This is a genomic window from Spiroplasma endosymbiont of Lasioglossum malachurum, from assembly GCF_964020065.1.
Lineage (GTDB): Bacteria > Bacillota_I > Bacilli_A > Mycoplasmatales > VBWQ01 > Spiroplasma_E.
Genome location: NZ_OZ026534.1, coordinates 90,077 through 103,343 on the forward strand (window position 1 = coordinate 90,077; position 13,267 = coordinate 103,343).

A 13,267-nucleotide genomic window follows, 5' to 3' on the forward strand; every position below is an offset into this window, starting at 1 on the left:
TCACTCTTTCTAATCATTTAATTATATTTACTAGAATTAATTAAACATAGTTATTTTTGTAAGTTACACAGATTACTAAACATTACCTCCAGATTCAAATCAACCATCTATCCAAGTTATGTAAAAGTAAAGTCATTAACTTCTCTTTTGATGAAATATAAAAAAATAACACATTTTAGTTAAAAATATTAACTGAAAAAATACATTATATAATAATAAAAAAGTGAATTATTAATTCACTTTTTTATTATTACAATTATTTAATATATTAAAACGAAGAAGTAAACCCCCTATCATCGTTATATCCAATTTCATTGAAACAGCGATTAGGATCCATTTCATTTCAAGATACAGCATGTCTAGATGTTGAAGGTTGAGATTGCATAGTTGCTTGATTTCTTAATCCAGAAATCTTTTGTTTAATTTCATATAATTTTGCCTTTTTTTGTTGTTTAATTTCATTGCTTCTATTATTATTAAAACGACCACAACTAATAATAACTCAAAATTTATTAGAAAAATTTCGCCTTCCTTTATCTGTTTCTAATTTTTGGATTTCTTTTTCTAATTTTTCTAATTGAGCTTGATATTGATTTAAAGTTAATTCATATTTATATTTTTGAAATTGTTTATTCAATCAAATAAAAGGAGATTTTAATAATATTTTTATTTGTGTTTTTATACTTTGTGAATTATAAATTTGTCTTACTGCTGCAAGACAACCATTAATTTCAATATTTTTTTTATTTATACTAAAATTTAATTTTGCAATTTTTTTATCTATTTTTGCAATATCTAAATTTCTTCTACTCATACTACGATTTAAATCACAAATATTTTCCATCTTCAATTTTAATCTTATTTTTAATCTTGCATCTAAAACCTCTTTTTCTGATTTTAGATTTGGACATAATCATCAATTTTCTTGTTTTATTGAAAAAAATTTATTTGCTATTTCAAGTTCATTTCTAGCAATTTTACAAAATATTCTTTTTGTTTTGTATGTTCTTCTTTCTAACTTAACAGTTAATCTTGCTGTTTTTAATTTTAACTTTGATAAAATTAATTTTTTATTTAAATCATGAGCATTAAAATTTTCAATTTGCTGTTCTATATTTGTTCCTTCAACTTCCAATACTCTTATTTCACTATCTAATTTCTCTTCTCGTATCATTTCTTTGGATATCTCTTCATCTAATGCCACTATGTTTTCTTTTCATTTTTTTATCATATATGTTGTTTGTAATTGTTTATTTGGTAATTGATTTTTTAATTTTAATATTTCTTCTCTATTTTTTTCTATTTGTTTTTGTATTTGCTGAATTATACTTGTAAGTGCAAATAAATAAAATTGCAAAAAATTCTCATATAAAAATTTCATAATGCTAAATTTAGTTTAGAAAAAAGTAAGGAGTTTTTATATGAGTTATAAACATCTTGGCATAGATGAAAGGATTTATATTGAGAATCAATTGAAATTTAAATTTAAAATTAGTGAAATAGCTAAAAATCTTAATCGAAGTATTAGTACTATTATTCGAGAAATTAATAGAAATAAAGATAATAATCATTATTTTTCATTAATTGCACAAAATAAAGCTGAAAATCGAAAACAATCACATATTAGTTTTTATAAGTTTAAAAATAAGAATTTAGTAAAATATGTACAACAAAAATTACTATTAGGTTGATCACCTGAACAAATTTATGGCAGAATTAAAAATTTTCATAAAGAGTGAGTTATTAGTTTTAAAACAATTTATACTTGAATTTATTTTGGAATGTTTGATAAAGTTACTAGTAAAAATTTAAGAAGAAAAGGTAAAAAACGAAAATCTAAAGAAAATCGTGGCAAGTTTAATGGTAAATCAATTAAAGAACGAGATATAAATGTTAATGATCGTATAACACTTGGTCATTGAGAAGGAGATACTATAGTATCATCACGAGGTAAAAGCAAATCATTTTTAATAACTTTAGTTGAAAGAGTATCACGATTTACTTTAGCAATATTAGTTAAAAACAGAACTACTAAAGTTATTAATAAAAATGTCAGTTATTATTTATCAATTCTTCCTAAAAACATTGTTAAAACTATTACTTTTGATCGTGGCAAAGAATTTTCAAATTGACAACAACTTGAAAAAAATTTAGATGTAAAAATTTATTTTGCCAATCCATATTCACCTTGACAAAGAGGTACTAATGAAAATACTAATGGTTTAATTAGAGAAAAATTTCCTAAAAAATTTATTTTTTCAAAAACTAATAAAAATGAAGTTCATAAATTTATATTGTCTTTAAATCAAAGACCAAGAAAAATATTAAATTATCTTTCACCAATCGAATATTTGGATAGAAAAATAATTTAGTTGCACTTACCTTTACAATTTAGCATATTCAATTATATTTTTAATAAAAAATAAATTAAATAAACTTTATTTAAAATACTAGATAAAAATATATTGTAAAATACGTTTTATTTCTTTATAATAAATATAAAAATTAATATAAGTTTTTTAAACCATTTACTTTCATTTTAAAGTAAATGGTTTTTTTATTTTGAAAGGGATGAAAAAATGATTAATACAGAAAAATTACCTTTATTAAAGGTAAATGAACATATTAATTATAATGGAATTAATAATTCACATATATCAATAAATCATAATGATTCATCTAGTACTGAAAGTATTATAACTTTAAATGATGTTCAAATAACAAATGCAAGAGAAAATAATAATTTAAACAATTTATTATTTGATGGTGATTCAGTACATACTATTGTTAATTTTAGCAATGATTGAAGGGATACTGATGATCGTTATGGTGGAAAAACACAAAAAAGATTAGATATTAATGGTAATTGAGAATATAATACGAAATTTATAACAGGTGATGTTTTAAATGAAAAAATAGCAAATATTAATAATCAATTATATTTAATGAAAGAAATTATATTAAATGATGGTGCAGTTATTTTAGAATTATCAAATTTAAATGAAAATAAAAAAATTGAAACAAAATATAAAATATACAATAATCAAGAAGAAAGAGAAAACAATAATAATTTAAATGACTTGGATTTAACTACTTTTTTACCAATAAATAAAGAAAAACCTAATTTTTTTAAAAAATTTTTAAGTTCAAAATATATGTTTTTACCTAATACAATTTTTTTAAATTTTGCTTTCGGATCAGTATTATTATTTGAAGCTAAAAATTATTTTCATAAAGAAAAGTTACCTGAAAATCTTTATCATAATTTTTGAGATGTATTAATGAGTGGTATTAGTGGTGTTATAGTAATGAATTTATCTTATTTAAATTACAAACTTATTTCTTTAAAAAATAAATGAAAATACTTATCTTTTTCTTTAGTAATTGGTGGTATTAGTATTTGAGATCAATTTTTATATTTACATGTTAGTGAAGAAAATTTCAACTTCATATCTTTTATAGAAAGAATAAGTATCTTTTTTACTAGTATTTTAATTGAAGAATTAATTTTTGATAAAATTGCTCAACCTTGCATTGAAAAATTATGACAAAATTTAAAAAATCAAAACTTTTCAAAAATTATTAAATATGGTAGTACTGTTAGTATGCTTCTTTTTGTATCAATTTTTAAAAATATATTAACTGGTCTTTATGGCGAAGAAAAAGAAATAAATTTAGAAAATATTAAAAAAGCACTTCCACTAACACTATTGACAGTAATTCTTGAAAATACTCTTACTTCTTTTTCTTTTTCTTATTTTGATTGATTTTGAACAAAAATTTCAATTGCAAAAGAAATAGCAACCAATAGTATAAAAGGAATAGAAAGATTTGCTAATCAACAAGCACAAAATTATAGTTTTAAAAAATTAATAAAACAATTTAATTTTCAACCATTTAATGCAAACTTAATAAATGAAAGCGAACCGATAGATCATCCAGATTCAAATCAACCATCTATCCAAGTTATGTAAAAGTAAAGTCATTAACTTCTCTTTTGATGAAATATAAAAAAATAACACATTTTAGTTAAAAATATTAACTGAAAAAATACATTATATAATAATAAAAAAGTGAATTAATAATTCACTTTTTTATTATTACAATTATTTAATATATTAAAACGAAGAAGTAAACCCCCTATCATCGTTATATCCAATTTCATTGAAACAGCGATTAGGATCCATTTCATTTCAAGATACAGCATGTCTAGATGTTGAAGGTTGAGATTGCATAGTTGCTTGATTTCTTAATCCAGAAATCTTTTGTTTAATTTCATATAATTTTGCCTTTTTTTGTTGTTTAATTTCATTGCTTCTATTATTATTAAAACGACCACAACTAATAATAACTCAAAATTTATTAGAAAAATTTCGCCCTCCTTTATCTGTTTCTAATTTTTGGATTTCTTTTTCTAATTTTTCTAATTGAGCTTGATATTGATTTAACGTTAATTCATATTTATATTTTTGAAATTGTTTATTCAATCAAATAAAAGGAGATTTTAATAATATTTTTATTTGTGTTTTTATACTTTGTGAATTATAAATTTGTCTTACTGCTGCAAGACAACCATTAATTTCAATATTTTTTTTATTTATACTAAAATTTAATTTTGCAATTTTTTTATCTATTTTTGCAATATCTAAATTTCTTCTACTCATACTACGATTTAAATCACAAATATTTTCCATCTTCAATTTTAATCTTATTTTTAATCTTGCATCTAAAACCTCTTTTTCTGATTTTAGATTTGGACATAATCATCAATTTTCTTGTTTTATTGAAAAAAATTTATTTGCTATTTCAAGTTCATTTCTAGCAATTTTACAAAATATTCTTTTTGTTTTGTATGTTCTTCTTTCTAACTTAACAGTTAATCTTGCTGTTTTTAATTTTAACTTTGATAAAATTAATTTTTTATTTAAATCATGAGCATTAAAATTTTCAATTTGCTGTTCTATATTTGTTCCTTCAACTTCCAATACTCTTATTTCACTATCTAATTTCTCTTCTCGTATCATTTCTTTGGATATCTCTTCATCTAATGCCACTATGTTTTCTTTTCATTTTTTTATCATATATGTTGTTTGTAATTGTTTATTTGGTAATTGATTTTTTAATTTTAATATTTCTTCTCTATTTTTTTCTATTTGTTTTTGTATTTCATAAAGTTCATTAATATTTATAATCTTGTCTATTTTTTTAATTTGTTCAAAATGTTTTTTTCTTTCTTTTTCTAATTTTTTTTTTAATCTTTAAAACTATTATTTTGTTTTGTTTTGTTTTTATTACACTATCTATTTTTTTGATTTCTTCTTTAAAAATTTTTGATTCCTTTCTAATTGTTTCTATCACTAACTTCTTCCTTTCTTTTTTATTTAATATAAAAAAAAATCATTATTTTCTTAAAAAAATAATAGATTGAAAACTATATTTAGTTTTTCTTTTACATTGTATATAAATATAATAAATTTACATGATATATACATTAATACTATTTTCTATATACAATTCAATAACTTATAATTCTTTTAAAAATAAATTATTAATAATCTAATATTTACTAATAAAAATAAATTATTTTTTAATTTATATTAATTTTGCTGAATTATACTTGTAAGTGCAAGTAAATAAAATTGCAAAAAATTCTCATATAAAAATTTCATAATGCTAAATTTAGTTTAGAAAAAAGTAAGGAGTTTTTATATGAGTTATAAACATCTTGGCATAGATGAAAGGATTTATATTGAGAATCAATTGAAATTTAAATTTAAAATTATTGAAATAGCTAAAAATCTTAATCGAAGTATTAGTACTATTATTCGAGAAATTAATAGAAATAAAGATAATAATCATTATTTTTCATTAATTGCACAAAATAAAGCTGAAAATCGAAAACAATCACATATTAGTTTTCATAAGTTTAAAAATAAGAATTTAGTAAAATATGTACAACAAAAATTACTATTAGGTTGATCACCTGAACAAATTTATGGCAGAATTAAAAATTTTCATAAAGAGTGAGTTATTAGTTTTAAAACAATTTATACTTAAATTTATTTTGGAATGTTTGATAAAGTTACTAGTAAAAATTTAAGAAGAAAAGGTAAAAAACGAAAATCTAAAGAAAATCGTGGCAAGTTTAATGGTAAATCAATTAAAGAATGAGATATAAATGTTAATGATCGTATAACACTTGGTCATTGGGAAGGAGATACTATAGTATCATCAAGAGGTAAAAGCAAATCATGTTTAATAACTTTAGTTGAAAGAGTATCACGATTTACTTTAGCAATATTAGTTAAAAACAGAACTACTAAAGTTATTAATAAAAATGTCAGTTATTATTTATCAATTCTTCCTAAAAACATTGTTAAAACTATTACTTTTGATCGTGGCAAAGAATTTTCAAATTGACAACAACTTGAAAAAAATTTAGATGTAAAAATTTATTTTGCCAATCCATATTCACCTTGACAAAGAGGTACTAATGAAAATACTAATGGTTTAATTAAAGAAAAATTTCCTAAAAAATTTATTTTTTCAAAAATTAATAAAAATGAAGTTCATAAATTTATATTGTCTTTAAATCAAAGACCGAGAAAAATATTAAATTATCTTTCACCAATCGAATATTTGGATAGAAAAATAATTTAGTTGCACTTACCTTTACAATTTAGCAACTATGCCCAAAGCACAAACCGCAATTTATTATGATACTCTTGAAACTATGAAACAAGAATTATTTTATAATAAAAAATCTAAAATAACTTTTTTACAAATATTTACGAAATTAAGAACTATTTGTTCAACACCTATTAATGAGGGAATGAAAGAATTAGGAGCAAAATTTAATTGACTACTAGACTACTTACATGATAATGAAAATGATTCAATTATTATTTATAGTAGTTTTAGTGATAAAGGAATTAACATTTTAAGTAACATTTTAGATAAACATAAATTAAATCATCAATTAATTACTGGTAAAGTAAATCATGAACAAAGGCTTAAAGCTATTAGTGATTTTCAAAGTAAAAAAGTTAAAATTATTTTATGTAATATTAAATCTACTAATGTTGGTATCACATTAGATAAAGGTGATGTTATGATTTTTCTAGATCGTGAATTAAACCCAACCGAAAATGAGCAAGCTGAAAGTCGCTTTTTTCCAACTCAATTAAACGATAATAAAACTAGAGAAATTATTAATTTATATTGTGCTAATACTATCGATTTAAAAATTAGAGACATCCTTAATAATAAAATTGATATTAATAAAATAATTAATGATCAAGGTATTAAATTTTTTGAATAATTTTATTATGTTTAATAAACTAAACGAGGATTAAAAACAAGATCTGCATTATTATTAGGAATGAATTATTCATCATTAATTTCAAGAATATATTCTTGCAATAAAGGCGCAAATTCGTTTGAAGATTGAAAAGAATGAGTGTTATCAATGATTTGTTGACTTTCAAAAAATTCTCTATAATCACCATTATCTTCTTCATCATTTAAACAACAAAAAAGACCTGAAATAAAACCAAAAAGAGCACCAGTAAAACATCCTGAAAGCACTGTTATAGCTGAAATAATATCAAATTCAAGAATATTTTGTTCTCTTTTTTGATATAGATCAGAAAGAGTAAACAAACTACCTCCAATAATATTTCCTAAACAAGTTGCTAATATTATTTTTTTATTAATCATGTTATTTACCACCTTTTTAACATTTAAATTATTGGTTTAGACATTTTTTTTAAATTAAATGCTTTTCAAGCAAGAGCATCTGCTTCATCATTATATATATTACCACTATGACCTTTAACTCATTTAAAATAAACATTAACATCTTTTGCTATTTTATCATAAAATGCTTTATATGCCTTTGTTTCTACTTTAGTAGTTTTTCATTCACCAGTACATCATTTACTAATTCCAACATAATCATGACAAATTAAAATTGTTTTTATATTATTTTCCAAAGCTAACTGCATTGCCTTTTGTGCACCCATTATTTCTCCAGCAACATTTCTTAATTTTGCTCAATTTTCATCATCAAATTTTTCATAAAATATATCTTTTTTGCCATTATTTAAGAAAACAAGTCCATAAGAAAATTGATTAATTTCTTTTTTAAAACTACCATCAGTATATGCTATTACTTCATATTTATAGTGATTTTCAGATTTTATTTGAATTTTATCATCTAAATAATTTTGAGCTTCTTTTTTAGTTGCAAATTTTTTATACTGAGCACCAGCATAACCTCTAATTTGTGTTTCACATTCATTCCAGTTTTCAAATATTCCAATGACTCTACCTTTTTTTACTGCATAAAATTTACTTGCCATAATTATGACTCCTCTATTGTTTATTTTAATTTTACAATAATATTAAATTTTATCTAATTAAAATTACAACGCTGAATTATACTTGTAAGTGCAAGTAAATAAAATTGCAAAAAATTCTCATATAAAAATTTCATAATGCTAAATTTAGTTTAGAAAAAAGTAAGGAGTTTTTATATGAGTTATAAACATCTTGGCATAGATGAAAAGATTTATATTGAGAATCAATTGAAATTTAAATTTAAAATTAGTGAAATAGCTAAAAATCTTAATCGAAGTATTAGTACTATTATTCAAGAAATTAATAGAAATAAAGATAATAATCATTATTTTTCATTAATTGCACAAAATAAAGCTGAAAATCGAAAATAATCACATATTAGTTTTCATAAGTTTAAAAATAAGAATTTAGTAAAATATGTACAACAAAAATTACTATTAGGTTGATCACCTGAACAAATTTATGGCAGAATTAAAAATTTTCATAAAGAGTGAGTTATTAGTTTTAAAACAATTTATACTTGAATTTATTTTGGAATGCTTGATAAAGTTACTAGTAAAAATTTAAGAAGAAAAGGTAAAAAACGAAAATCTAAAGAAAATCGTGGCAAGTTTAATGGTAAATCAATTAAAGAATGAGATATAAATGTTAATGATCGTATAACACTTGGTCATTGAGAAGGAGATACTATAGTATCATCAAGAGGCAAAAGCAAATCATGTTTAATAACTTTAGTTGAAAGAGTATCACGATTTACTTTAGCAATATTAGTTAAAAAAGAACTACTAAAGTTATTAATAAAAATGTCAGTTATTATTTATCAATTCTTCCTAAAAACATTGTTAAAACTATTACTTTTGATCGTGGCAAAGAATTTTCAAATTGACAACAACTTGAAAAAAATTTAGATGTAAAAATTTATTTTGCCAATCCATATTCACCTTGACAAAGAGGTACTAATGAAAATACTAATGGTTTAATTAGAGAAAAATTTCCTAAAAAATTTATTTTTTCAAAAACTAATAAAAATGAAGTTCATAAATTTATATTGTCTTTAAATCAAAGACCGAGAAAAATATTAAATTATCTTTCACCAATCGAATATTTGGATAGAAAAATAATTTAGTTGCACTTACCTTTACAATTTAGCACACCAAAAACTTTTGAAGGAATAATAGCTGATTATCATTATTGAAAAGATAATCCTGCATGAGAACTTGGCGAAAAATTTAAAGAGGATATGATGCAACGATATAATTCTAATGATATTTCAATTACTGCAATTTTTCCATGAACATGAAAAGAAATACAACAAGTAGGTAAAACAATTTGAGATAATTTTTCAAAAATTGAAAAAGTATATACAGATAGTTCTAGAAAAGAACGTATAGAAATTGTACTTTATGAAAAACCATTTAATTGATTTGATTTTGAATCAGTAAGAATAATAACAGAAGATGAGAAATATTATCCAAATAATCGTCTTGATAATTTAGAAAATGATTTTCCAGATTGAAATAAAGATATAAAAATTAATTTAGGAAAAATTAATCATAACGTTGATAACGAAATTAAAAGTGCCATAAAGAAAAAATATCATAATTTTAAATTATCAGAAGTTTATTTATTGGATAAATCTAATTACTCACACTTTATTGGCTATTTTGAAAAAAAATAATTGTTGGTACTTTTAGTCCCTATTCTTATGGTTTGACAAAACCAACTTTTACCTATGTAACACAAGATAAATTTAATGAAATTTCAAATATTATAGCAAATGATTCAAAAGTTAAACAATGATTTGCACATATAAATGAATGAAATTCTACTTTACCACAAGCAATCAATAATTCTAAAACATTTAATCCTCAAGCATTATATAATTGAAAAAGACAAGAAAAAGAAATAATAAAAGGTTATATAAGAGATTGAAGTTATATTTCAACTTTAATTGAACATGAATTAAAGTTAGATGAATTAAACAAAAATATTCAAGGAATCAAAGCAGATTTTGAAACTTTAAAAAAACAAGTTAATGAACTTGACAACAGACTTCTAAATCTAGAAAATAAATCAAATTTAAATTGTGAAAACACATTAACTATTGTTAATGGTGCTTTAAATACTATTCCCATAATTGGTAATGTTGTTGGTGGTATTACAACAATGGCTTCTGGTGCTTGTGCTATTGGTGGTGTATAATTTTATTTTTTTATATCTTTAAAATCAATTTTAAGGCATCAAATTTGCTGCTCGACAAACGATTTAAAATTTTATATAGTTAAAAAGTATTCACAAAAATAATCTTTTATAAAAAGAATTTTATCTAATTTTAATTTGGTATTAGGTAATGTTTAGTAATCTGTGTAACTTACAAAAATAACTATGTTTAATTAATTCTAGTAAATATAATTAAATGACTAGAAAGAGTGAGTTACAGATGGCTAAAAAAGATAACTTTAATGCTAAATTGTAAAGGTAAGTGCAACTAAATTATTTTTCTATCCAAATATTCGATTGGTGAAAGATAATTTAATATTTTTCTCGGTCTTTGATTTAAAGACAATATAAATTTATGAACTTCATTTTTATTAGTTTTTGAAAAAATAAATTTTTTAGGAAATTTTTCTCTAATTAAACCATTAGTATTTTCATTAGTACCTCTTTGTCAAGGTGAATATGGATTGGCAAAATAAATTTTTACATTTAAATTTTTTTCAAGTTGTTGTCAATTTGAAAATTCTTTGCCACGATCAAAAGTAATAGTTTTAACAATGTTTTTAGGAAGAATTGATAAATAATAACTGACATTTTTATTAATAACTTTAGTAGTTCTTTTTTTAACTAATATTGCTAAAGTAAATCGTGATACTCTTTCAACTAAAGTTATTAAACATGATTTGCTTTTGCCTCTTGATGATACTATAGTATCTCCTTCTCAATGACCAAGTGTTATACGATCATTAACATTTATATCTTGTTCTTTAATTGATTTACCATTAAACTTGCCACGATTTTCTTTAGATTTTCGTTTTTTACCTTTTCTTCTTAAATTTTTACTAGTAACTTTATCAAGCATTCCAAAATAAATTCAAGTATAAATTGTTTTAAAACTAATAACTCACTCTTTATGAAAATTTTTAATTCTGCCATAAATTTGTTCAGGTGATCAACCTAATAGTAATTTTTGTTGTACATATTTTACTAAATTCTTATTTTTAAACTTATGAAAACTAATATGTGATTATTTTCGATTTTCAGCTTTATTTTGTGCAATTAATGAAAAATAATGATTATTATCTTTATTTCTATTAATTTCTCGAATAATAGTACTAATACTTCGATTAAGATTTTTAGCTATTTCACTAATTTTAAATTTAAATTTCAATTGATTCTCAATATAAACCTTTCATCTATGCCAAGATGTTTATAACTCATATAAAAACTCCTTACTTTTTTCTAAACTAAATTTAGCATTATGAAATTTTTATATGAGAATTTTTTGCAATTTTATTTACTTGCACTTACAAGTATAATTCAGCTTTAATAAAAATCTTTATTTTTTACAACTAAATTAATAGTTAAAAGATTATGAACAAAAAACCCATTATTTTTTTTGTATTTTTTGTATTTTGCTATTCCCTTTTACCATTACACTATGTTATACTTACAAGGCGTGATTGTTATTTATAAATGCTGATACACTGATATCAGTTGTCATTATATCACATGTTTTGTTCTTTATTTTATTAAAAATCGTTCTAAGGAGGATATAGCCAATGGCAATCATAGGAGAAAAAGTAAAAATTCGTTTAGAAAGTTATGATCACTCAGCTATTGACCAAATAGCACAGAAAATTAAAGATGTGTTAAAAAAAGAAGGTGCTGAAGTGGTAGGTCCAATTCCATTACCAACTCATAAAGAAATTTTCACTATTCTTCGTTCACCGCATAAACATAAAGATTCACGTGAACAATTTGAAAAGAGAACTCACAAAAGAATTATTGGTGCTCAATTATCACCAAAATCTTTAAATGCTCTAAGTGGACTTACTATCCCTAATAGTGTTAGTATTTCTTTGATAATCGAATCTAAAGATGAAAAAAAATCAACTTTAAATCAAGTATCAAAAAAGATTAATAAAAAAAATTATTAAAATCGATAAATATTAATTATTTACAACATATTCCAAGGAGGAAATTATGAAAGGAATCTTAGGTAAGAAACTAGGAATGTCACAAGTTTTCTTAAACAACGGACAACTAGTTCCAGTAACAATTATCGAAGTACAACCAAATGTAGTAAGTCAAGTTAAAACAAATGTAAAAGACAAATATAGTAGTTTACAACTTGCAACGTTCGATCTTCGCGTTACTTTATCAAACAAACCAACAATCGGACACTTTAAAAAAGCCGACAGCCAACCTAAGCGCTTCGTGAAAGAAATTCGTAACATGAACGGATTTAATCATAAAGATCTTATTAATGTTGCTGACGTATTCACAGCAGGTGAATTCGTTGATGTCCAAGGAACTTCTAAAGGTAAAGGATTTACAGGACGTATTAAACGTCATAATCAATCACGTGGTCCAATGGGTCATGGATCAGGTTTACATCGTCAAATGGGTTCAACAGGTTCTATTAATGCTAACCGTGTGTTTAAATCACAACCAATGCCAGGGCAAATGGGAAATGTTAAACGTAGTGTTGCTAACTTAGAAGTTATTAAAGTAGATAAAGAAAATAATTATCTTTTAGTAAAAGGTTCAGTTCCAGGACCAAAACAAGGCTTTCTTGTTATTAAACAAGCAGTTAAAAAACCAATTCTCAAAACCCCAGTATCATTAGTTGTTAGAAATCAAAATACTACAACCGAAGTTACTAATGGTCAATAAAGTTAATTAT

Annotated in this window: 18 protein-coding genes and 1 pseudogene; 12 read left to right on the forward strand and 7 right to left on the reverse strand. The window is 22.6% G+C overall.

From position 1 onward, the window contains the following. Positions 1–268: 268 nt before the first annotated feature. On the reverse strand, positions 269–1,381 hold the full coding sequence (locus tag AACK95_RS00420; RefSeq protein ID WP_338980324.1) for a hypothetical protein: 1,113 nt from the start codon (positions 1,379–1,381) through the stop codon (positions 269–271). Positions 1,382–1,421: 40 nt separating this feature from the next. On the opposite strand from AACK95_RS00420, the gene AACK95_RS00425 reads away from it, so the two are divergent. Together AACK95_RS00425 and AACK95_RS00430 are read left to right on the forward strand one after the other, a co-directional pair. Next, positions 1,422–2,372 (forward strand): IS30 family transposase, encoded by a 951-nt coding sequence (locus tag AACK95_RS00425; RefSeq protein WP_338980326.1) that lies wholly within the window; start codon positions 1,422–1,424, stop codon positions 2,370–2,372. 207 nt (positions 2,373–2,579) lie between these two features. Further along, positions 2,580–3,974 carry a hypothetical protein gene (locus AACK95_RS00430; RefSeq protein ID WP_338980328.1) on the forward strand — a complete coding sequence of 465 codons (1,395 nt, stop codon included), beginning with the start codon at positions 2,580–2,582 and terminating at the stop codon, positions 3,972–3,974. 144 nt (positions 3,975–4,118) lie between these two features. On the opposite strand, the gene AACK95_RS00435 is transcribed toward AACK95_RS00430, so the two are convergent. Both AACK95_RS00435 and AACK95_RS00440 read right to left on the reverse strand, forming a co-directional pair. Beyond that, a complete protein-coding gene (locus tag AACK95_RS00435; RefSeq protein ID WP_338980330.1) occupies positions 4,119–5,054 on the reverse strand; it encodes a hypothetical protein in 936 nt (311 codons plus the stop codon). A 151-nt stretch (positions 5,055–5,205) separates the two neighbouring features. Beyond that, entirely contained in the window at positions 5,206–5,358 is a 153-nt protein-coding gene (locus tag AACK95_RS00440) for a hypothetical protein (protein WP_338980332.1), read from the reverse strand. 351 nt (positions 5,359–5,709) lie between these two features. Here AACK95_RS00440 and AACK95_RS00445 point away from each other — a divergent pair, with 351 nt between their 5' ends. From AACK95_RS00445 to AACK95_RS00455, 3 genes are all read left to right on the forward strand, one after another. Then, positions 5,710–6,057 (forward strand): helix-turn-helix domain-containing protein, encoded by a 348-nt coding sequence (locus AACK95_RS00445; RefSeq protein ID WP_338980334.1) that lies wholly within the window; start codon positions 5,710–5,712, stop codon positions 6,055–6,057. A gap of 12 nt (positions 6,058–6,069) precedes the next feature. After that, positions 6,070–6,660, forward strand: coding sequence for an IS30 family transposase (locus tag AACK95_RS00450; protein WP_338980336.1), 591 nt, complete (start codon positions 6,070–6,072; stop codon positions 6,658–6,660). A gap of 73 nt (positions 6,661–6,733) precedes the next feature. Next, on the forward strand, positions 6,734–7,321 hold the full coding sequence (locus AACK95_RS00455; protein WP_338980338.1) for a C-terminal helicase domain-containing protein: 588 nt from the start codon (positions 6,734–6,736) through the stop codon (positions 7,319–7,321). Positions 7,322–7,386: 65 nt separating this feature from the next. Here the strand turns inward: AACK95_RS00455 and AACK95_RS00460 are convergent, their stop codons facing one another. Together AACK95_RS00460 and AACK95_RS00465 are read right to left on the reverse strand one after the other, a co-directional pair. Continuing rightward, entirely contained in the window at positions 7,387–7,719 is a 333-nt protein-coding gene (locus AACK95_RS00460) for a hypothetical protein (protein WP_338980339.1), read from the reverse strand. A gap of 23 nt (positions 7,720–7,742) precedes the next feature. Next, positions 7,743–8,363 carry a ribonuclease H family protein gene (locus AACK95_RS00465; protein ID WP_338980340.1) on the reverse strand — a complete coding sequence of 207 codons (621 nt, stop codon included), beginning with the start codon at positions 8,361–8,363 and terminating at the stop codon, positions 7,743–7,745. A gap of 174 nt (positions 8,364–8,537) precedes the next feature. Between AACK95_RS00465 and AACK95_RS00470 the strand changes: the two genes are divergently transcribed. The 5 genes from AACK95_RS00470 to AACK95_RS00485 all read left to right on the forward strand — a co-directional run bounded on the left by AACK95_RS00470 (position 8,538) and on the right by AACK95_RS00485 (position 10,563). After that, on the forward strand, positions 8,538–8,732 hold the full coding sequence (locus tag AACK95_RS00470) for a helix-turn-helix domain-containing protein (RefSeq protein WP_338980341.1): 195 nt from the start codon (positions 8,538–8,540) through the stop codon (positions 8,730–8,732). A 165-nt stretch (positions 8,733–8,897) separates the two neighbouring features. Next, on the forward strand, positions 8,898–9,269 hold the full coding sequence (locus AACK95_RS00475; protein ID WP_338980343.1) for a hypothetical protein: 372 nt from the start codon (positions 8,898–8,900) through the stop codon (positions 9,267–9,269). Beyond that, positions 9,200–9,487, forward strand: coding sequence for an IS30 family transposase (locus AACK95_RS07090; RefSeq protein WP_422397150.1), 288 nt, complete (start codon positions 9,200–9,202; stop codon positions 9,485–9,487). Before AACK95_RS00475 ends, AACK95_RS07090 begins: the two co-directional genes overlap by 70 nt. Beyond that, positions 9,488–10,039: a hypothetical protein gene (locus AACK95_RS00480; protein WP_338980345.1), complete on the forward strand. Its 552-nt coding sequence runs from the start codon at positions 9,488–9,490 to the stop codon at positions 10,037–10,039. It abuts the gene before it with no gap. A gap of 32 nt (positions 10,040–10,071) precedes the next feature. Beyond that, the gene (locus AACK95_RS00485) at positions 10,072–10,563 is read left to right on the forward strand and encodes a hypothetical protein (RefSeq protein ID WP_338980346.1); all 492 of its coding nucleotides are present in this window, start codon (positions 10,072–10,074) and stop codon (positions 10,561–10,563) included. Between the two features lie 286 nt (positions 10,564–10,849). Here AACK95_RS00485 and AACK95_RS00490 read toward each other — a convergent pair whose 3' ends face one another. Together AACK95_RS00490 and AACK95_RS00495 are read right to left on the reverse strand one after the other, a co-directional pair. Next, positions 10,850–11,599 carry an IS30 family transposase gene (locus AACK95_RS00490; protein ID WP_338980934.1) on the reverse strand — a complete coding sequence of 250 codons (750 nt, stop codon included), beginning with the start codon at positions 11,597–11,599 and terminating at the stop codon, positions 10,850–10,852. 6 nt (positions 11,600–11,605) lie between these two features. After that, complete coding sequence (locus tag AACK95_RS00495; protein ID WP_338980076.1) at positions 11,606–11,749, reverse strand: hypothetical protein; 144 nt, start codon at positions 11,747–11,749, stop codon at positions 11,606–11,608. A gap of 397 nt (positions 11,750–12,146) precedes the next feature. Here AACK95_RS00495 and rpsJ point away from each other — a divergent pair. Together rpsJ and rplC are read left to right on the forward strand one after the other, a co-directional pair. Beyond that, positions 12,147–12,449 (forward strand): annotated as a pseudogene (gene rpsJ, locus AACK95_RS00500) (30S ribosomal protein S10); the annotation flags it as partial. A 115-nt stretch (positions 12,450–12,564) separates the two neighbouring features. Continuing rightward, positions 12,565–13,257, forward strand: a complete 693-nt coding sequence (gene rplC / locus AACK95_RS00505; protein WP_338980347.1) for a 50S ribosomal protein L3 — start codon at positions 12,565–12,567, stop codon at positions 13,255–13,257. The last annotated feature ends 10 nt before the right edge of the window (positions 13,258–13,267 follow it).